This window comes from Polaromonas sp. UC242_47, from assembly GCF_044452385.1.
Taxonomy (GTDB): domain Bacteria; phylum Pseudomonadota; class Gammaproteobacteria; order Burkholderiales; family Burkholderiaceae_C; genus Polaromonas.
The window spans coordinates 2,332,411-2,352,685 of record NZ_JBIOAO010000001.1 but is presented as its reverse complement, the minus strand read 5'-3'; the positions used below and the strand labels follow the sequence as shown (position 1 = coordinate 2,352,685).

Annotated in this window: 11 protein-coding genes and 1 pseudogene; 6 read left to right on the top strand and 6 right to left on the bottom strand. The window is 62.2% G+C overall.

Annotated elements, in window-relative coordinates; translation table 11 throughout:
* Window positions 1-442: 442 nt before the first annotated feature.
* A complete protein-coding gene (gene purL, locus ACHMXK_RS11495) occupies window positions 443-4,495 on the bottom strand; it encodes a phosphoribosylformylglycinamidine synthase (protein WP_397440420.1) in 4,053 nt (1,350 codons plus the stop codon).
* Between the two features lie 183 nt (window positions 4,496-4,678).
* On the opposite strand from purL, the gene map reads away from it, so the two are divergent.
* The 3 genes from map to ACHMXK_RS11480 all read left to right on the top strand — a co-directional run bounded on the left by map (window position 4,679) and on the right by ACHMXK_RS11480 (window position 9,046).
* Window positions 4,679-5,527: a type I methionyl aminopeptidase gene (gene map, locus ACHMXK_RS11490; protein ID WP_397440418.1), complete on the top strand. Its 849-nt coding sequence runs from the start codon at window positions 4,679-4,681 to the stop codon at window positions 5,525-5,527.
* 32 nt (window positions 5,528-5,559) lie between these two features.
* Window positions 5,560-8,196 carry a [protein-PII] uridylyltransferase gene (locus tag ACHMXK_RS11485; RefSeq protein ID WP_397440416.1) on the top strand — a complete coding sequence of 879 codons (2,637 nt, stop codon included), beginning with the start codon at window positions 5,560-5,562 and terminating at the stop codon, window positions 8,194-8,196.
* A gap of 319 nt (window positions 8,197-8,515) precedes the next feature.
* Window positions 8,516-9,046, top strand: coding sequence for an OmpA family protein (locus ACHMXK_RS11480; protein WP_397440414.1), 531 nt, complete (start codon window positions 8,516-8,518; stop codon window positions 9,044-9,046).
* Window positions 9,047-9,064: 18 nt separating this feature from the next.
* On the opposite strand, the pseudogene def reads toward ACHMXK_RS11480, so the two are convergent.
* The 5 genes and pseudogenes from def to smc form a co-directional block, all read right to left on the bottom strand.
* Window positions 9,065-9,602: pseudogene (gene def, locus ACHMXK_RS11475) on the bottom strand (peptide deformylase).
* A 25-nt stretch (window positions 9,603-9,627) separates the two neighbouring features.
* Entirely contained in the window at window positions 9,628-9,834 is a 207-nt protein-coding gene (locus tag ACHMXK_RS11470; protein ID WP_397440412.1) for a hypothetical protein, read from the bottom strand.
* A 113-nt stretch (window positions 9,835-9,947) separates the two neighbouring features.
* Window positions 9,948-12,044, bottom strand: coding sequence for an NAD-dependent DNA ligase LigA (gene ligA / locus ACHMXK_RS11465; protein WP_397440410.1), 2,097 nt, complete (start codon window positions 12,042-12,044; stop codon window positions 9,948-9,950).
* 15 nt (window positions 12,045-12,059) lie between these two features.
* Window positions 12,060-13,124, bottom strand: coding sequence for a cell division protein ZipA C-terminal FtsZ-binding domain-containing protein (locus tag ACHMXK_RS11460; RefSeq protein ID WP_397440408.1), 1,065 nt, complete (start codon window positions 13,122-13,124; stop codon window positions 12,060-12,062).
* 6 nt (window positions 13,125-13,130) lie between these two features.
* Window positions 13,131-16,664 (bottom strand): chromosome segregation protein SMC, encoded by a 3,534-nt coding sequence (gene smc, locus ACHMXK_RS11455; protein ID WP_397440406.1) that lies wholly within the window; start codon window positions 16,662-16,664, stop codon window positions 13,131-13,133.
* A gap of 345 nt (window positions 16,665-17,009) precedes the next feature.
* On the opposite strand from smc, the gene dapC reads away from it, so the two are divergent.
* From dapC to ACHMXK_RS11440, 3 genes are read left to right on the top strand one after another with little or no spacing between them, the layout of a single operon-like run.
* A complete protein-coding gene (dapC, locus tag ACHMXK_RS11450; RefSeq protein WP_397440404.1) occupies window positions 17,010-18,209 on the top strand; it encodes a succinyldiaminopimelate transaminase in 1,200 nt (399 codons plus the stop codon).
* 8 nt (window positions 18,210-18,217) lie between these two features.
* Complete coding sequence (gene dapD / locus ACHMXK_RS11445; protein WP_397440402.1) at window positions 18,218-19,045, top strand: 2,3,4,5-tetrahydropyridine-2,6-dicarboxylate N-succinyltransferase; 828 nt, start codon at window positions 18,218-18,220, stop codon at window positions 19,043-19,045.
* Between the two features lie 38 nt (window positions 19,046-19,083).
* Window positions 19,084-20,265: a PilT/PilU family type 4a pilus ATPase gene (locus ACHMXK_RS11440; protein ID WP_397440400.1), complete on the top strand. Its 1,182-nt coding sequence runs from the start codon at window positions 19,084-19,086 to the stop codon at window positions 20,263-20,265.
* Window positions 20,266-20,275 lie beyond the last annotated feature (10 nt).

Genomic DNA, 20,275 nt, shown 5'->3' with positions numbered 1-20,275 from the left:
ACTGACGTATCGCCGGGGCATCAGGGCATTTAATGAGAGGAAACTGCCCCGAATGCCCCTCTCATCACAGGTATTTCTGGCCGACTTGGGCCTGGCCTGCCCGCCAGTTTGCGCCGCCTGGATTGACCAGGCGGGACAAACTTCCACGCATCGTCAGTTCTGTGTGGGTTGGCGCCGAACACCCACGCCAAGCCGCGTGCTGAGGTCTTGCCTTTAGCAAATGGGATTTTCAGCTGGCGTTGTTGTGAAATGCATCACGCAGGCACGCTCCGACGCAAGCGGTCACGGGGCGTTGTCGGGTTCGAAGTGGACGGTTGAAACCGGATCAAGACCCAACCGGCCCGCGCTAGGTCTAGCCGGTCAAACAGCCCGCGCGGCCGCAGTGCCTATCCGCGCCATGCGACAACGCAAGCCCTCCCCAAGTTTCACCACTCGGGAGGAGTTAACCCACCCACTTGCGCGCATTGCGCCAGATCTGCATCCACGGACTGAACTGGTTGGGCTCACCCGAGGTCCAGCTCATCTGGATGTTGCGGAACACACGCTCGGGGTGCGGCATCATGGCGGTGAAGCGGCCGTCCGCCGTGGTCACGGCCGTCAGGCCGCCGGCGCTGCCATTCGGATTGGCCGGGTAGGCTTCGGTCGGCTGGCCGTGGTTATCGGTGAAACGCATGGCCGCAATTGCTTTGGACGCGTCGCCGCGGTGGGCAAAGTTCGCAAAACCCTCGCCGTGCGCGACGGCAATCGGCAGGCGGCTGCCGGCCATGCCTTGCAGGAACAGGCTGGGGGACTCCAGCACTTCGACCTGACTCAGGCGGGCTTCAAAACGCTCGCTGCGGTTGGTGGTGAAACGCGGCCAGGCTTCGGCGCCCGGAATGATGTCGGCCAGCTCGGCAAACATCTGGCAGCCGTTGCACACGCCCAGTCCGAAGGTGTCGCTGCGGCCGAAGAAGGCCTGGAACTGCTCGGACAACACCGGGTTGAAGGTGATGGAGCGGGCCCAGCCTATGCCGGCGCCCAGGGTGTCGCCGTAGCTGAAACCGCCACAAGCCACCACGCCAGCAAAATCTGCCAGCTGCGCACGGTCGGTTTGCAAGTCGGTCATGTGCACGTCATACGCTTCAAAACCAGCCTGGGTGAAGGCATAAGCCATCTCCACATGCGAGTTGACGCCCTGCTCGCGCAGCACCGCCACCTTGGGGCGCGACAACATCAGGGCCGGGCTCGCTATGGATTCAGTAGCTGCTTGCGCAGGTGGGCTAAGGGCTGGAGGCTGATTTGATGCCAAATACACGTGCAAACCCGGGTCCAGCGGGTCGCCGGCGGCGGCGTGCTCCATATCGGCGCAGGCCGGGTTGTCGCGCTGCTGGTTGATCTTCCAACTGACCGAGTCCCAGACCTGGTGCAGGTCTTGCAGCTTGGCGCTGAACACCGCCTTGGTGTCGCGCCAGACCTGGACTTGACCCTTGCCCACTTCAAGTGAAGCATGTTGCGGGCGAGTCTTGCCGATGAAATGACTGAACTTGGACAGGCCATGTTCGCGCAAAGTTTGTATCACCTCGTTGCGCACGGCGGTCGCCACCTGAATCACGGCGCCCAGTTCTTCGTTGAACAAGGCCTTGAGCGTGAGTTCTTCGCGGCGCGCACTCACTTGCGAGGCCCAGTTTTTGCTGTCGCCGGCGTCCATGCGGCTGTCGGAAATACCGTCGCCTTCCAGCAGCAACATGTCGATGTTGAGCGACACACCCACGTGGCCGGCAAACGCCATTTCGCAGACGCTGGCAAACAGGCCGCCGTCGCTGCGGTCGTGGTAAGCCATCAGCCGGCCCTGCTGGCGCAAGGTATTGATGGCGTTGACGAGATTGACCAGGTCTTTCGGGTCGTCGAGGTCGGGCACGTCGCCCTCTTCCTTGTCCAGGGTCTGCGCCAGGATGGAGCCACCCATGCGGTTTTGACCTTTGCCCAGATCGATCAGGATCAAGGTGCTATCGGCTTCCTGCGCGTCCAGTTGCGGTGTCAAAGTGCCGCGCACATCGGCCAGGGTGGCGAAGGCGCTGACGATCAGCGAGACCGGCGAGGTCACCTTCTTGCTGTTTTTGTTATCAGTCCAGACCGTGCGCATGGACAGCGAATCCTTGCCGACCGGAATCGACACGCCCAGCGCCGGGCACAGCTCCATGCCCACGGCTTTCACGGTTTCGTACAGCGCGGCGTCCTGCCCGGGCTCGCCGCAGGCCGCCATCCAGTTGGCCGACAGCTTGACACGTGGCAACTCAATCGGCGCGGCCAGCAGATTGGTGATGGCCTCGGCCACAGCCATGCGGCCCGAAGCTGCCGCGTTGACGGTCGCCAGCGGCGTGCGTTCGCCCATGCTCATGGCTTCGCCAGCAAAACCCTGGTAATCGGCCAGGGTGACCGCGCAATCGGCCACCGGCACCTGCCAGGGGCCAACCATCTGGTCGCGGTGTGTCAGGCCGCCCACGGTGCGGTCGCCGATGGTGATCAGGAAACGTTTGGAGGCCACCGTCGGGTGGCTGAGCACGGCGATGGCACTTTTTTGCAGATCCACGCCGGTCAGATCAATCGGCTGGATGGTCTGCGTCACGCTGGTCACGTCGCGGTGCATCTTGGGCGGCTTGCCCAGCAACACGTTCATGGGCATGTCGACCGGTGCCGCAGCATCCTTGTCCGACAAGACCAGTTGTTTTTCTTCCGTCGCCACGCCAATCACGGCAAAGGGGCAACGTTCACGCTCGCAAAAGGCCTGAAACTGCGCCAGCGACTCGGGCGCAATCGCCATCACGTAACGCTCCTGGCTTTCGTTGCTCCAGATTTCCTTAGGCGACAGACCACTTTCTTCCAGCGGCACGGCACGCAAATCAAAACGTGCACCACGTCCCGCATCATTCACCAGTTCGGGGAAGGCATTTGACAAACCACCAGCACCCACGTCATGGATGGCCAGAATGGGGTTGGCTTTGCCCAGTTGGGCGCACTGGTTGATGACTTCTTGCGCACGGCGCTCGATTTCGGGGTTGCCACGCTGCACCGAGTCAAAGTCGAGTTGGGCCGCGTTGGCGCCGGAGGCCATGGAACTGGCCGCGCTGCCGCCCATGCCGATACGCATGCCGGGGCCGCCCAACTGGATCAGCAAGGTGCCGGCCGGGAACAGAATCTTTTGCGTGAGTTCGGCGTCAATCGTGCCGACACCGCCGGCGATCATGATGGGCTTGTGGTAACCCCAGCGCTGGCCGGCCACGGTTTGTTCGTATTCGCGGAAATAACCGGCCAGGTTGGGCCGGCCGAATTCGTTATTGAAGGCCGCGCCGCCCAGTGGGCCCTCGGTCATGATTTGCAGCGGGCTGGCGATGTGTTCGGGCTTGCCGAAATCACCGTCGAACAGTTTGGACACGGTGAAACCCGTCAGGCCGGCCTTGGGTTTGGAGCCGCGGCCGGTCGCACCTTCATCGCGGATTTCGCCGCCCGCGCCGGTCGAAGCGCCAGGGAACGGTGAAATCGCCGTCGGGTGGTTGTGCGTCTCGACCTTCATCAGCACGTGGGTCAACACCGCATCGGAGGCGCTATATTTTTGGGAGCTGCTGGCGCCCGCCCCGTCTGGGCTAGAGGCCGATTTGGCATAAAAACGCTGGATTTTTCCGCCTTCCATGACGGAGGCGTTGTCCGAATACGCCACCACCGTGTGTTGCGGATGCAGCTTTTCGGTGTTGCGGATCATGCCGAACAGGCTTTTGTCCTGCGCAACGCCGTCAATCGTAAAGTCAGCGTTGAAAATCTTGTGACGGCAATGCTCGCTGTTGGCCTGGGCAAACATCATCAACTCGACATCGGTCGGGTTACGCTGAAGCTGGGTGAAGGCATTCACCAGGTAGTCGATTTCATCAGCGGCCAGCGCCAGGCCGAATTCGCTGTTGGCGGCTTCCAGCGCGGCTTGGCCGCCTTTCAACACGTCAATGGTTTGCAGCGGCGCGCCCTGCAGCTCGGTGAACAGCCCGGCCGCCTCGGCCCGTTCGAACATCACGCTTTCGGTCATGCGGTCGTGCAGCAAGGCGGCGACCTGCTCGTGCTGCGCCTCGCTCAAGGCGGTCTTGCTGAAAAAGCCCGATTTGAGCGTCAGCCGGTACTCGGTGATGCGTTCTATACGTTTGATGGCCAGGCCGCAGTTGTGGGCAATGTCCGTCGCCTTGGAGGCCCAGGGCGAAACCGTGCCAAAACGTGGCGAGACGATGAACAGCAGGCTGTCCGCCCCATCGGCATCAGCGCAGGGCTCGCCATAAGTCAGCAGGGCTGCCAGCCGGGTCTTGTCCGCGTCGGATGGCGGCGTTTCGCTGGCGACCAGATGCACAAAACGGGCGCTGATGCCCGTGATTTTGTCGTGGATGGCCTGCAGGCGCGGCAGGAGTTGCTGGACGCGAAAGTCGCTCAGGGCGCTGATGCCGTGGGCTTCGCCCTCAAAAGTCGTCAGGTGCAGGGTCACGGTGGCGTGGCTTTGTAGTGGGAGGTGGGCAGCTCATGCTGCGGGTGTTAACGCTGCCTGGGCTGCGGGCTAAGCGTTAACCCGCAATTTTATCAGCGACTGGCCAAGAGCCCTCGCCGCTGGCCATACGCTACAAAGCCGGCCCAAAATGCAGGCCCGCTGCTGCGGTGGGATAATCGGGGCATGAGTATTACGTACAAAGATGCGGCCGGGATTGCTGGCATGCGGGTTGCCTGCAAACTGGCTTCCGAGGTGCTGGATTACCTGACACCTTTCGTCAAGGTCGGTGTCACCACCAAGGAAATCGACAAGCTCGCCAACGACTACATGGTGAACGTGCAGGGCACGGTGTCGGCCACGCTGGGTTACCAGCCGCCGGGTTACCCGCCCTACCCTGCGTCGCTGTGCACCTCGCTGAACCACGTGGTGTGCCACGGCATCCCGAACGACAAGCCCCTGAAAAAGGGCGACATCATGAACATCGATGTCACCGTCATCACCAAGGACGGCTGGTATGGCGACAACAGTCGCATGTACCTGATCGGCGATGTGTCGATCGCTGCCAAACGCCTGTGCAAGATCACTTACGAGGCGATGTGGCTGGGTATCATGCGTGTCAAGCCGGGCGCCCGCCTGGGCGACATCGGCCATGCTATCCAGACCTATGCGGAAAAGCAGGGTTTCACGGTGGTGCGCGAGTTTTGCGGCCATGGCATCGGCAAAAAATTCCATGAAGAACCGCAGGTGCTGCATTACGGTCGCCCCGGTACGCTGGAAGAACTCAAGCCCGGCATGACTTTCACCATCGAGCCCATGATCAACGCCGGCAAGCGCGACATCAAGGACGGCCCGGAAAAAGACGGCTGGACCATCGTGACACGCGACCATTCGCTGACGGCCCAGTGGGAACACACCATCCTGGTCACCGAAACCGGCTACGAAGTGCTGACACTGTCGGCCGGCAGCCCAGCTATCCCGGACTTTGTGCTGGCGCAGCAGTCGCAGGCCGCAACAGCCGACTCGGCCGCCTGAGGCCGCGCAGCCAGCGCACCCGACTGCAGCAAATGCTCTCCGCGCTGGCCACTTCTCCTTCCGTGACCGAACTGGCCTCCTTGCGCGAACAATACCGGGCCGGCAAAAACGCCTTGTTGACTTCCCTGGCCGGCAGCGGCTCGGCGACGCGCGGCATCCACAGTTTGCTGCGCAAGCTGGCCAGGCACACCGACACCACCTTGTGTGAACTCTGGCGGCGCAGCGACTTTCCGGCCGACTGCGCGCTGGTCGCCGTCGGCGGTTTTGGCCGCGGCGAGTTGTTTCCCCATTCCGATGTCGACGTGTTGCTGCTGCTGCCCGACGAGACCTGTCTGGACGGCGATACCGCGCTGAAAAGCAAGATTGAACACTTCATAGGTGCCTGTTGGGACAGCGGCCTGGAGATAGGCTCCAGCGTGCGCACGGTCACCGACTGTGTCGAAGAAGCCATCAAAGACGTGACGGTGCAAACCTCGCTGCTGGAAGCGCGCTGGGTGGCCGGCTCCAAAACAGGGGTTGCCGCACTGATCACGCAACTGGACGCGGTGCTCGACCCCAGAGCCTTTTTTGTGGCCAAAACGCTGGAACTGCGCCAGCGCCACAACAAATTTGAAAACACGCCTTACGCCCTGGAACCCAACTGCAAGGAGTCCCCTGGCGGCCTGCGCGACCTGCAGGTGGTGCTGTGGGTGGCGCATGCGGCCGGGTTGGGCAAGTCCTGGGATGATCTGGCGCGCAAGGGCCTGGCGACGGCTTTTGAAGTGCGCCAGATCAAGGCCAACGAAGCCCTGCTCAGCCTGATACGCGCGCGCCTGCACCTGATCTCGGGGCGGCGTGAAGATAGACTGGTGTTTGACCTGCAGACGGCCGTGGCCGAGTCCTTTGGTTATTCCGCCCAGGCTGAAGATGGCAGCAAGCTGCCACGACGCGCCAGTGAAGCGCTGATGCGGCGTTATTACTGGGCCGCCAAGGCCGTGACCCAGCTGAATCAGATCCTTCTGCTCAATATCGAGGAGCGGCTCAACCCCCACACCGGGGCGCTGCGTGTCATCAATGAGCGGTTTTTCGACAAGGCCGGCATGATGGAAGTGGCCCGCGACGACTTGTATGAACGCGAGCCGCACGCCATCCTGGAAACCTTTTTGCTGTTCCAGACCACGCTGGGCATCAAGGGCCTGTCGGCCCGCACCCTGCGCGCGCTGTACAACGCACGTGGCGTGATGGACGCCAGCTTCCGGCGCGATCCGGTGAACCGCGCCACTTTTCTGAAAATTCTGCAGCAGCCCTCGGGCATCACCCATGCCATGCGTCTGATGAACCAGACCTCGGTGCTGGGCCGTTATTTGTGGGTGTTTCGCAAAATTGTCGGGCAAATGCAGCACGACCTGTTCCACGTCTACACGGTGGATCAGCACATCCTGATGGTGTTACGCAATGTGCGGCGGTTTTTCATGGCCGAACACGCGCATGAGTACCCCGCGTGTTCACAACTGGCCGCCGGCTGGGACAAGCCCTGGATTCTCTACATTGCCGCCTTGTTTCATGACATCGCCAAGGGCCGCGGCGGCGACCATTCCGAGCTGGGTTGCCGTGACGTGCGGGTGTTTTGCCGCCAGCACGGCATCCCCGCCGAAGATGCGCAATTGATCGAATTTTTGGTCGGTCAACATCTGAGCATGAGCCGTATCGCGCAAAAGGAAGACCTGAGCGATCCCGAGGTGATTGCTGCGTTTGCCAAACGTGTCGGCAATGAACGTTACCTGACCGCGCTTTACCTGCTGACCGTGGCCGACATACGCGGCACCAGTCCCAAGGTGTGGAACGCCTGGAAAGGCAAGCTGCTCGAAGACCTGTACCGCTACACCCTGCGTGTGCTGGGTGGCCGGGCGCCCGACGCCAACGCCGAGGTGGAAGCGCGCAAACGCGAGGCGCTGACCATTCTGGCCCTGCACGCCGAACCCTTCGAAGCGCACAAGGCCTTGTGGGACACGCTGGACATCAGCTATTTCATGCGCCACGAGGCCGCCGACATTGCCTGGCACGCGCGGCATCTATCTCGCTATGTCGGTACCACGCGTTGCATCGTGCGAGCCCGCCGCTCCTCGGCCGGCGAAGGCCTGCAGGTGCTGGTCTACACGCCCGATGCGCCCGACCTGTTTGCCCGCATCTGCGGCTATTTTGAAGAAGCGGGTTTCAGCATTCTGGATGCCAAGGTGCATACCGCCAAGCCTTGCAAGGGCTCGCCCGGTTATGCGCTGGACACCTTCCAGGTGGTCAGCCCCGATCTGCCCGACCACTACCGGGAGCTGGTGGCCATGGTTGAAGCCGATCTGGACCGCGCGATTGAAGAAAACGGCCCCTTGCCGCCGCCCGGCAAAGGCCGGGTTTCACGCCGCGTCAAAAGTTTTCCGATCACGCCCCGCGTGGACCTGCGCCCCGATGAGAAAGCCCAGCGCTGGCTGCTCAGCGTGTCGGCCAGCGACCGTGTGGGCTTGCTCTATTCGATTGCCCGTGTCTTGGCCAACCACCGCATCAACCTGCAACTCGCGAAGGTCACGACCCTGGGCGAACGGGTGGAAGACACCTTTCTGATCGACGGACCGGAACTGCAGCACAACAAGGCGCAGATTGCGATCGAGACCGAGTTGCTGGAAGCCCTGGCGTCCTGAAGCAGCGGCAAGCCCGCCTGTGTGTAGTTGGCCTTGGCGCCATTTTTTTCCCATCGACTTGCAATGCCTGCCCTCTGTTACAGCGGCTTATCGCTGTGCGCATCTTCATCTCCTGAGAAATGGCTGGGAAAAGTATTTATTGATTTAAATCAACGTCTTAGGCGATGTTCTTGAGGTTACAAAGCACCCAAGAACGAGACACATTTGTCGTTGCCCGGCGGTAGACAATGCTTGTTCGGAAAGTACATGCGGATGTCGTGCCGGCCAGGCCAACCGCCGTGGATCGCTTTGTCATTGATCTCAAGTCCAGGAGTTTCTTGTGCCCCACCAGACCCTGAATCTTCTTGCCCGCGAGCAAGATCTACGCACATCCGGCGCCCGTGCCGCCGATGGCCGACCCTTGGCCCAGCAGGTATTTTTTGAACCTGACGACTGGCTGGTGCCAGATGGTTATGAAGAGATGCTGGCCGCCCATGCGACCTATCTACAGGCGCACCCGGAACTTGCCGTCGTGGTGTCCGGCCACAGTTACGGCACCGGCAGTCACCGTTTTTTCTGGCTGATGGGGGAGCGCCGGGCCCTGGCCGTGCGGGCTGCGCTACTGAAAGCTGGGGCGGATCCCGAGCAGTTGCTGGTGCAAAGCCAGGGCGCTGCACGGCCGCTGATCGAAATGGCGGGTGACGATGTCGGGCGTTACCGCCGCCGCGTCAGCATCGACTACCTGGCGCGGGATGCGATGACTGCAGCACCTGTGCCCCCGGATGGGTCGGCCCAATGGTGGCGTTCCGTGCTGGGTACAGTCCACAAGGACAAATTGCCAGACCATCCCCCGGCTTCGCGGGCCAGCTAAACCTCAGGCGCGTTGCGCTTAGTCGTCCGCGGCATCCATGCCCGGAAACAAGACCTCGGTGAAGCCGAACTGCGTGAAGTCGCGGATACGCATGGGGTAAAGCTTGCCTATCAGGTGGTCACATTCGTGCTGCACCACCCGCGCATGGAAACCGTCCACCGTGCGGTCTATCGGGTCGCCATAAGGGTCCATGCCGGTGTAGCGTATGCGTGAAAAACGCGGCACCATGCCGCGCAGGCCAGGGACCGACAAACACCCTTCCCAGTCGCTTTCTTCCTCGTCCGACAAGGGCGTGATCACCGGGTTCAGCAGCACGGTGCGCGGTACCAGCGGCGCATCGGGGTAACGCGGATTGACTTCGTTGGTGCCAAAAATCACCAGCTGCAAATCCACGCCGATTTGCGGCGCCGCGAGGCCAGCGCCGTTGACGGAGAGCATGGTGTCGAACATGTCGGACACCAGCAGGTGCAGCTCGTCGGTGTCGAACACGGTGGCAGGCGGGGGCGATGCGCAGCAGGCGCGGGTCGCCCATTTTGAGGATGTCGCGAATGGTCATGCCTCAATTATCGCGGCTCGCCGTGTTAATGCCAGTGACGGCGGCCGTAATAACCGCGGTAGCCGTAGTAACCGTAGTTGAGCTGCACGGAAGGCACGACCACCGGCGCAACGTAAGCCCCCGCAGGGTAGACGGCGACAGGGCCGGGGCCTATGGGCGCCACCACGCAGCCGGACAAGGTAGCGGCCAGGCCAGTGATGGCCAGCAAGGCGGACAAGCGCATGTTTTTCATGAAAAGCTCCTGTTGTTTAGAGCTTTAACGCCTGGCTTGACGCCCTGGCCTGACATCCCGAAAGCAAAGCTCGGTAACGCGGTGTAAGCGCGGGCCCCGAGGGGCAGCGCCGCTCAGGCTGAATCAGCCGCCGCTGTCAGCAGCGCCAGCAGGGCCGCTTCGTCAATCACGGTCACGCCCAGCTCCTGCGCCTTGGTCAGCTTGCTGCCGGCCTCGGCCCCGGCGACCACATAATCGGTTTTTTTGCTGACCGAACCCGCCACCTTGCCGCCAGCGGCTTCCACCTTCCCCTTGGCCTCGTCCCGGCTCAGGCTTGGCAAGGTGCCGGTGATGACAAAAGTTTTGCCGGAGAAAGGCTGGGGCGCACGTGCCGCCGGTTCACCCTCTTCCCAGGTCACGCCGCAGGCACGTAATTGCTCGACCACTTCACGGTTGTGCGGCTGGTCGAAGAAGGTGCGAAGACTTTTGGCGACAATGGGGCCCACGTCGCTGACTTCGAGCAATTGCTCTTCCGTCGCGTCCATGATGGCATCGAGCTTGCCGAAGTGGCGCGCCAGTTCCTTGGCGGTGGCTTCGCCGACATGGCGAATACCCAGGCCAAACAGGAAACGTGGCAAGGTCGTATTTTTGGATTTCTCCAGCGCTTCGAGCAGGTTGTTGGCCGACTTCTCGGCCATGCGATCCAGGCCCGCCAGCGCCACCAGGCCCAGCTTGTACAGGTCAGGCAAGGTGCGGATCACGTTCGCGTCCACCAGTTGCTCCACCAGCTTGTCGCCCAGGCCTTCGACCTCAACGGCGCGGCGGTGGGCGTAATGCAGGATGGCTTCCTTGCGCTGGGCGCCGCAAAACAGCCCGCCGGTGCAGCGGTAATCGGCCTCGCCCTCTTCCCGCACGGCGGCCGAACCGCAAACCGGGCACACACGCGGCATGGTGAACTGCGGCGCATCGGCCACGCGTTTGTCCAGCAACACGCTGACCACCTCGGGAATCACGTCCCCGGCGCGGCGCACGATCACGGTGTCGCCAACCCGCACGTCCTTGCGTCTGGCTTCGTCTTCGTTGTGCAAGGTGGCGTTGGTCACGGTGACACCGCCGACAAACACCGGCGCCAGCTTGGCAACCGGCGTGAGTTTGCCGGTGCGGCCTACCTGCACGTCAATCGCCAGCACGCTGGTCATCTGCTCCTGCGCCGGGTACTTGTGGGCCACCGCCCAGCGCGGCTCGCGGGTCACAAAACCCAGTTTTTTCTGCAAAGCCAGGCTGTTGACCTTGTAGACCACACCGTCGATGTCGTAAGGCAACTGGTCGCGCTCGCGCCCGATTTTCTGGTGAAACGCTATCAATTCAGGAGCGCCTTGCGCTCTCTGCGTCTGGGCTGCGACCGGAAAACCCCATGATTTCAAGCGCATCAGCAGCTCGAAATGGGTCTCGAACGTGGGACCGCCTTCTTCCTGCGGCGTGATGTCGCCCAGTCCGTAGGCAAAAAAACTCAAGGGGCGCTGGGCCGCAATCGCCGGGTCCAGCTGGCGCACGGCGCCAGCGGCGGCGTTGCGCGGGTTGACGAAGGTTTTTTCGCCTTTGGCGCCCTGAGCAATTTTTTCACGCTGTTTCTCGTTGAGCGACTCAAAGTCATCGCGGCGCATGTACACCTCGCCGCGCACCTCCAGGACAGGCGGCGCGTCTGCCGGCAAACGCAAGGGGATCTGGCGTATGGTGCGGATGTTTTGTGTCACCTCTTCGCCGACTTCGCCATCACCGCGGGTGGCGGCCTGCACCAGCACGCCGTTTTCGTAACGCAAGCTCATCGCCAGGCCGTCGAACTTGAGTTCGGCCACGTAGTCGACCGGCGGATCGGATTCGGAGAGGCCCAGTTCCTTGCGCACGCGGGTGTCAAAATTTTGCGCGCCGCTGGCTTCGGTATCGGTTTCGGTGCGGATGCTGAGCATGGGCACCTTGTGGCGCACGCTGGCAAACTGGTCCAGCGGCTTGCCGCCCACCCGCATGGTGGGTGAATCCGGGCTGGCCAGCTCGGGATGTTGGGCCTCCAGGGCTTGTAACTCCTGGAACAGCCGGTCGTATTCGGCGTCGGGAATCGTCGGTTCGTCCAGCACGTAATAACGGTGGGCGTGGGTATGCAGCTCCGCGCGCAAGGCAGCGATACGCTTGGCAGCCGGCGAGTCCGGCTGCGCAAACAAGTCAAGGGTGGCCATAAGGGAAAGGAAAAATCAGCTGAACAAACGCCGGCCCAGCGCCGAGCCGGCCGCCATGTCGCGTCCGTCCAGCGTGTTGTAGAGCTGTTCCAGGTCGGCGTGAATGACCTCCATGGTTTCGGTACGGATCAGCTGGCCCTGGTCGTCAATGATCACGCCGTCCATGCTGGCGGCCAATGCAATCGCGGTTTCGCACATGCGCACAAAAGGCTGCTCGGAACGCGCCACCTGCGGCACGTCCAGGGACAAGGTCAGCTCGCGCAAGGCGGTTTGTTCGGGGTCGTCGGCCATGGCCGCCTGGGTGTCAAACGACAGGCCCAGGATGGACGCATGGCCGGACTGGCTGGCCGGCAACACCATGCGGCCGGGAATGGCGCCCGCCACAAAACCCTGTTTGGAGGCGCTTTGCTGCACATAACCCGGGCTCCAGGCCGTGTGTTTGGCGCGCAGCGTGAAGCTCAGCTGGGCGTCGTGGGCGCTGGCAAAACTGTCCAGTTCGCGGGCGCGTGCCACCTCTTCCGTCATCTCGGGAAACTCGGGCTGGCCGTCCATCGCGTCGGCAAAGGCTTGGGCCTTCATGACAAATTCTGAAAATTCGATCTGGTTCAGCGCCCCGGTGCGGTTGGCCAGTTGTACGCCGGCCTGGAAGGCGCTGTAACGCTGGCCCGGTGCCGGGGTTTCCCAGATACCTGTCTCCACGCACAGGCCTTCGATGGCAAACGGTTTGCTGCCGGCGCGGCGTGTGGAGGGCATGGCGGCCAGCGCGGCTTCACCCGACACCGGCGCTTCCACGGCGATAGGGGCAATCACATCGATCAACACATCGAGTCCGGTTTTTTTCTCGGGTGCGGTCATGGCCGTCAGGGCGTCCAGACCGGAATCCTGGTCAAAACTGGGCTCCTGGCGCTCCGCGGGGGCGGTGCCTGCGGAGATCTCGCCGATCGGCTCGGACGGCGGCGGTACCGAATCGGGCGTGGGCTGCTTGGGCAGGTTTTTACGCGCCGACCAGGCGCTGTGCGCCACCACCATGGCCAGCAACAGGCCGCCAATCACTGCCAAACTGATCTGAAGTGTGCTCATCTGTATTTATGCTGCTTCCGCAAAACCAAGGGCTGCTTCCATGTCCACGGCCACGATGCGTGACACACCCTGCTCCTGCATGGTCACGCCAATCAATTGTTCGGCCATTTCCATGGCAATTTTGTTGTGGCTGATAAAAAGAAACTGCGTTTCCTTGCTCATGCTGGACACCAGCTTGGCATAACGCTCGGTGTTGGCGTCGTCCAGCGGCGCATCCACCTCGTCGAGTAGGCAAAACGGTGCGGGATTGAGCTGGAAAATCGCAAACACCAGCGCAATGGCTGTCAGCGCTTTTTCGCCGCCCGACAACAAATGGATGGTCTGGTTTTTCTTGCCCGGCGGCTGGGCCAGCACCTGCACGCCGGCGTCCAGGATTTCCTCACCCGTCATCATCAGTTTGGCATTGCCGCCGCCAAACAGACGCGGGAACATCTCGCCGAAATGGCGGTTCACGGTCTCGAAGGTGGACGACAACAAGTCACGTGTTTCCATGTCGATTTTCTTGATCGCGTCTTCCAGCGTGGCCATGGCGTCATTCAGGTCGGCCGATTGCGCATCAAGAAACTGCTTGCGTTCACGCGCGCTGCTCAACTCGTCCAACGCGGCCAGGTTGACGGCGCCCAGGGACTGGATTTCGCGGTTGATGCGGTCGATCTCGCCCTGCAAGCCGGTCAGGCGCACATTGCCGGTCTGGATGGATTGCTCCACCGCGGCCAGGTCGGCTTGCGCGTCTGTCAGCAGTTGCGCGTATTGCTCAAAGCCCAGGCGGGCGGCTTGCTCTTTCAGCTGGAATTCGGTGATGCGCTGGCGCAGCGGGTCCAGCTCGCGCTCCAGCTGCAAACGCCGCTCGTCGCTGGCACGCAGCTTGGTGGTCAGGTCGTCGTACTGGCTGCGTTTGGCGCCCAGATCGGCCTCGCGCTCCAGCTTGACGCTGAGTGCACTTTGCAAGCCGGCTTGTGCGGCGGCATCGGTCAGGCGCGAGAGTTCCTCTTTGGCCCGTTCCTCCTCGGTCGCAATCGACGCGGCTTGCTGCGCGGCAATGGCGATGGAGCGTGTCAACTCGTCGCGGCGCGAGGCCAGGCTGCGCAGCGAAAACTGCGCTTCCTGCGACTGGCGCTCCAGCGCTCGCTGCTGCTCGCGTGATTCGTTGAGTTTGCGTTCGGCTTCGATCACGCGGTCGTCCAGCTGGGCGTGGCGCTCCTGGCTGTCGGCCAGCTGCATGTCCAGCTCTTCAAAACGTGCCTCGGCCGTGACCTTGCGTTCCTGCAAGTCGTTCATCTGCGCGTCGATTTCAGCCAGATCGCCAGCGATTTGCTGACTGCGCGCGCGGGTTTGTTCGGCCAGTTGCGTCAGGCGCAAGACCTCAACCTGCAGCTCGTGGGTACGGCTTTGCCCTTCGGCGGTCTCGCGGCGCGCCGTGGCCAGGCGCTGGGCCGCGTCGGCGTAGGCCGCTTCGGCGCGTATCAGGGCGCTGCGGGTTTCGTCGCTGATCAGGGCCTGGGCGCGCAATTGTTTGTCCAGGTTTTCGATTTCCTGGGCCCGAGCCAGCAAGCCGGCCTGCTCGGAATCCTGGGCGTAAAAACTCACGCTGTGCAAACTCACGGCGTGGCCGCTTTTGACGTAAATCACCTCGCCGGCCTGCAACTGCTGGCGTGCGGCCAGTGCCTCGTCCAGGCTGGTCGCGGTGAAGCAGCCATGTAACCAGTCGCCGAGCAAGGCGGCCTGGCCGGCATCACTCAAACGCAGCAAATCGGCTAGGGGTTTCAGGCTGTGGCCGGAGGCCTTGGCCGGTGCGGCGGCGGACGGCGGCGAATAAAACGAGAGTTTGGCCGGCGGCGTATCGCGGCCATCGGTGCCGGCAAAACCGCGCACCATGTCCAGGCGGCTGACTTCCAGCGCGCCCAGCCGTTCGCGCAGCGCGGCTTCCAGCGCGTTTTCCCAGCCTTGTTCGATGTGGATGCGACTCCACAAGCCCTGCAGGCTGTCCAGGCCGTGTTTGGCCAGCCAGGGTTTGAGTTTGCCGTCTGTTTTGACTTTTTCCTGCAGTGCCTTCAGCGCTTCCATACGCGCCGACAACTCGGCCTGTTTGGCCGACTCGGTGTTGACGGCCTGCTGGCGCGTGCGCCTGTCTTCGTCCAGCTGGGGCACGCTGTCGGTCAGCTCGTGCAGGCGGGCTTCGGCCTCTTCCTGCGCTTCCTGGGCCGCGGCAAACTGGGTGTTGAGGTTGAGCAGGCGCGTTTCATCGGGCGCATTCAGCGCATTTTTGTCGGCGCTGAGTCGCTCGTGGCGCAGGCCAAGGGCGCGTGACTGCTCCTCGATGTTGCGCTGGTCGGCGGCCAGCACCTGGATTTGCTGCTGCACCTGGCCGACGCTGCTGCGTTGCTCATTGGCCTTGGACTGCGCCGAACGCAGCGCCTCTTCGAGCGCGGGCAACTGGCCGGCCTGGTCTTCGCTCTGGGCGGCCAGCAGTTCGGCCTGTTCTTCGGCCTGCACCGCTTGTTCGGCCAGGCTTTCAGTTTCAAGGGCGGCAGAGTCCTTGCGCTCGGCCCACTGGCTGGTTTGTTCTTTCAGTTGTGCCAGGCGCTGCTCGACACGTTGCCGGCCTTCGACCACAAAACGGATTTCAGCTTCCAGCCGGCCGACTTCGGCGCTGGCTTCATACAACTTGCCCTGGGCCTGGTTCACCTGGTCACCGGCGGCGTAATGCGCCTGGCGAATGGTTTCCAGTTCGGCTTCGATGTGGCGCAAGTCGGCAATGCGGCTTTCCAGGTCGTTGACCGATTTGGCGGCGTCGGCCTTGACCTTGGCCTGGTCGGCTTCGCTCTCCATGCGTTTGAGAAACCACAGCTGGTGCTGCTTGAGCGTGCCATCGGCATGCAGGGTGTTGTAACGCAGCGCCACCTCGGCCTGTTTTTCCAGCTTGTCGAGGTTGGCATTGAGCTCGCGCAGAATGTCTTCGACACGGGTCAGGTTTTCACGCGTGTCGCTGAGCCGATTGGCGGTTTCGCGCCGGCGTTCCTTGTATTTGGACACACCGGCCGCTTCTTCCAGAAACAGGCGCAGCTCTTCGGGTTTGGACTCGATGATGCGGCTGATCGTGCCCTGGCCAATGATGGCGTAGGCGCGTGGGCCCAGGCCGGTTCCCAGGAACACGTCCTGCACGTCGCGGCGGCGCACCGGCTGGTTGTTCAGGTAGTAGCTCGACGTGCCGTCGCGTGTCAGCACACGCTTGACGGCGATCTCGGCAAAATGTCCCCACTGGCCGCCGGCGCGCTGGTCGGCGTTGTCGAACACCAGTTCCACGCTGGAGCGGCTGGCGGGTTTGCGCGTGTTGGTGCCGTTAAAAATCACGTCCTGCATGGACTCGCCGCGCAACTCGGAGGCCTTGCTTTCGCCCAGCACCCAGCGCACGGCATCCATGATGTTGGACTTGCCGCAACCATTGGGGCCCACCACGCCTATCAGCTGGCCTGGCAGCACAAAATTGGTCGGCTCCGCAAACGATTTGAAGCCGGATAACTTGATTGAATTAAGACGCACGGCTAACCCTGTTTTTCTTGGCGCTTTGAAGCTAACTTGTTGATTTTTATGGCGCTTTTAAGGCGCACCCAAGCCGCTTCAAGCAATGCACAAGCCCGCAATGTTACCCGAGCCGGCCAGGCTGACCGCTGTAAAAAGGGTGTCATGCTGTGCATTGGCCCTCTGGGCCGGGCAGGATGGCGTGCTCAGCGTGAGGTTTTTATCGATTTTATACGTCAAATTGGCTTCCAGCCTTTGCCCTGTATGCGCAAGAAGCTATCTATTTGGTAGCAAGCAAGGAGCGCAGCCTTTGCACATCCGAAGATGGCGCCGCCTGACGTCGTTTCAGGCTGGATAATCCCCGCCATGAATCCATTGTTGAACCGCCTGCAGCCCTACCCTTTTGAGCGGCTGCGCCAACTCCACGCCGGCATCACGCCCAACCCGGCTTACCGGCCCATCAGCCTGGGTATAGGTGAGCCCAAACACGCGACGCCGGAACTAATCAAAACCGCGCTGAGCGCCAGTCTGGCCGGCCTGGCCAACTACCCCGCGACCGCGGGTGAACCCAGGCTGCGGCAAGCCATGGTCGACTGGATGTTGCGCCGTTACGGCCTGGCGCTGGACCCAGTGACCCAGGTCTTGCCGGTGAATGGTTCGCGCGAAGCCCTGTTTGCGCTGGCGCAAACCGTGATAGACCCGACCCGGGCTGAGGCCACGGTGGTCTGCCCCAACCCTTTTTACCAAATCTACGAAGGTGCGGCCTTGCTGGCCGGCGCGCAGACCTGGTTTGCCCCCAGCGACCCGGCGCGCAACTTTGCGATCGACTGGGCCGGCGTACCCGAAGCGGTCTGGGCCAAAACCCAGCTGTTGTTTGTTTGTTCCCCCGGCAACCCGACCGGCGCCGTCATGGGCCTGGAAGAATGGAAACTGCTGTTTGAACTCAGCGACCGCCATGGCTTTGTGATCGCCTCGGACGAGTGTTACAGCGAGATTTATTTCCGCGACGAGCCGCCGCTGGGCGCCTTGCAGGCCGCGGCGCAGCTGGGCCGCAGCGACTTCAAGAACCTGATCGCCCTGACCAGCCTGTCCAAACGCAGCAATGTGCCCGGCCTGCGCAGCGGTTTTGTCGCCGGCGACGCCGCGCTGATCAAGCCCTTTTTGCTTTACCGCACCTACCACGGCAGCGCCATGAGCCCCATCGTGCAGGCTGCCAGCATCGCCGCCTGGAACGACGAGCAACATGTGGTCGACAACCGCGCCATGTACCGCGAGAAGTTTGCCCAGGTCACGCCGATGTTGTCGGCGGTGATGGATGTGGCTTTGCCAGACGCCGGGTTTTACCTGTGGGCGCAAATCCCGGCGCGTTTCAACAATGACGACGCGGCGTTTTCCAGCGAGCTTCTCGCTCTCTACAATGTCGTGGTGTTGCCAGGCAGTTACCTGGCCCGCGAAGCCCAGGGCCACAACCCCGGCGCCGGGCGAATCCGCATGGCGCTGGTGGCAGAAACCGCTGAATGTGCGGAAGCCGCCGCACGAATTGTCCAATTTATTCAATCCACCTGATCTAAAAAATGACTGAAAACCAATTGCAAAGCATCATCGACGCCGCCTGGGACGACCGCGCCAACCTGTCCCCCACCGCTGCTTCCAAGGAAGTGCAGGACGCGGTGGAACACACCATCGCCGAACTCAACGCCGGTCGTCTGCGCGTGGCCACACGCCAGGGCGTGGGCCAGTGGACCACCCACCAGTGGATCAAAAAAGCCGTGTTGCTGAGCTTTCGCCTGAAAGACAACGTGTTGATGCGCGCCGGCGACCTCGGTTTTTACGACAAGGTGCCGACCAAGTTTGCGCACCTGAGCGAAGAAGAAATGAAGGCCAGCGGCGTGCGTGTGGTGCCGCCCGCTGTGGCGCGCCGCGGCAGCTACATCGCCAAGGGCGCGATTTTGATGCCCAGCTACGTGAATATCGGCGCTTATGTCGATGAAGGCTCCATGGTGGACGCCTGGGCGACGGTCGGCAGCTGCGCACAAGTCGGCAAAAACGTGCACCTCTCCGGTGGCGTGGGCCTGGGCGGCGTGCTGGAGCCTTTGCAGGCCAACCCGACCATCATTGAAGACAACTGCTTCATCGGTGCCCGCTCTGAAATCGTTGAAGGCGTGATCGTTGAAGAAAACTCGGTGATCTCCATGGGTGTGTACATCGGCCAGAGCACGCCGATTTACGACCGTGAAGCCGATACGATCACGTATGGCCGCATTCCGGCCGGTTCCGTGGTGGTCTCGGGCAATCTGCCCAAGGCCGGCGGCAAATACTCTTTGTACTGCGCCGTGATCGTCAAACGTGTGGATGCGAAAACCCGCGCCACGACCAGCCTGAACGACCTCTTGCGCGATTAATCTCCCGCCACGGGGGTGACTAACTGAAAGGCGGGACGATGAGCACGATGGAAAGAATTCTGCGTCTGATGGCTGACAAAAAGGCCTCCGACGTTTACCTGTCGGCTCATTCCCCGGCTTTGATCAAGATCAACGGCGAAGCCATCCCCATCAACAGCCAGATCCTGCCGGCCGATGCGCCGCGCAACCTGCTGGCCGAGGTCTTGCCGCCCGAGCGTATCGAGGAAATGGAAGAGCTGGGCGAGCTCAACATGGCGTTTCCGCTGGCCGGTGTCGGCAATTTCCGCATCAGTGGCTTCCGCCAGCGCAACACCTATGCCGTGGTGATTCGTTATGTGCCTACCGACATCCCGCCGCTGGACAGTCTGAGCCTGCCGCCCATTCTGGCCGACCTGATCATGGAAAAGCGCGGCCTGCTGCTGATGGTCGGCTCCACCGGCGCCGGCAAAAGCACCACCTTGGCGTCCATGCTGGACCACCGCAACGCGACCACCGCCGGCCATATCCTGACGATTGAAGACCCGGTGGAGTTTTTGTTCACCAACAAAAAATCGTTGGTGAACCAGCGCGAGGTCGGCAGCGATACACAGTCGCTGCAGGTGGCGCTGAAAAACGCGCTGCGCCAGGCCCCCGACGTGATCCTGATCGGCGAAATCCGTGACCGCGAAACCATGTCGGCCGCGATTGCTTATGCGCAGTCCGGCCACCTGTGCCTGGCCACCATGCATGCCAACAACAGCTACCAGGCGCTGAACCGCATCCTGAGTTTTTACCCGGTCGAGGTGCGCAACACCATGCTGGGCGACCTGGGTGCGGCCATGAAAGCCATCGTCTCGCAGCGCCTGCTGCGCACCCAAGCCGGCGGCCGCACGCCGGCGGTCGAGGTCATGCTCAACACCAAACTGGTGTCCGAGCTGATTGAAAAAGGCGACTTTTCCGGCGTCAAGGAGGCCATGGAAAAATCCATGGCCGAAGGTTCGCAGACCTTTGAGCAGGACATCGCCAGGCTGATCGGCGACGGCACGGTCACACGCAAGGAAGGCCTGCAACACGCCGACTCGCCGACCAACCTGATGTGGCGCCTGGAAAACGACTTTGCCATCGCGGCCAAAGCCATGGAGCCCGAAGAAGATCCCGATGACGAAGCCTCTTTCACGGAAATCGTCCTGGACGTGCGGCACGATTCGAAATACGGCAGCTCCGGCTTCACCCCTCTTTAAACGCGGCCCC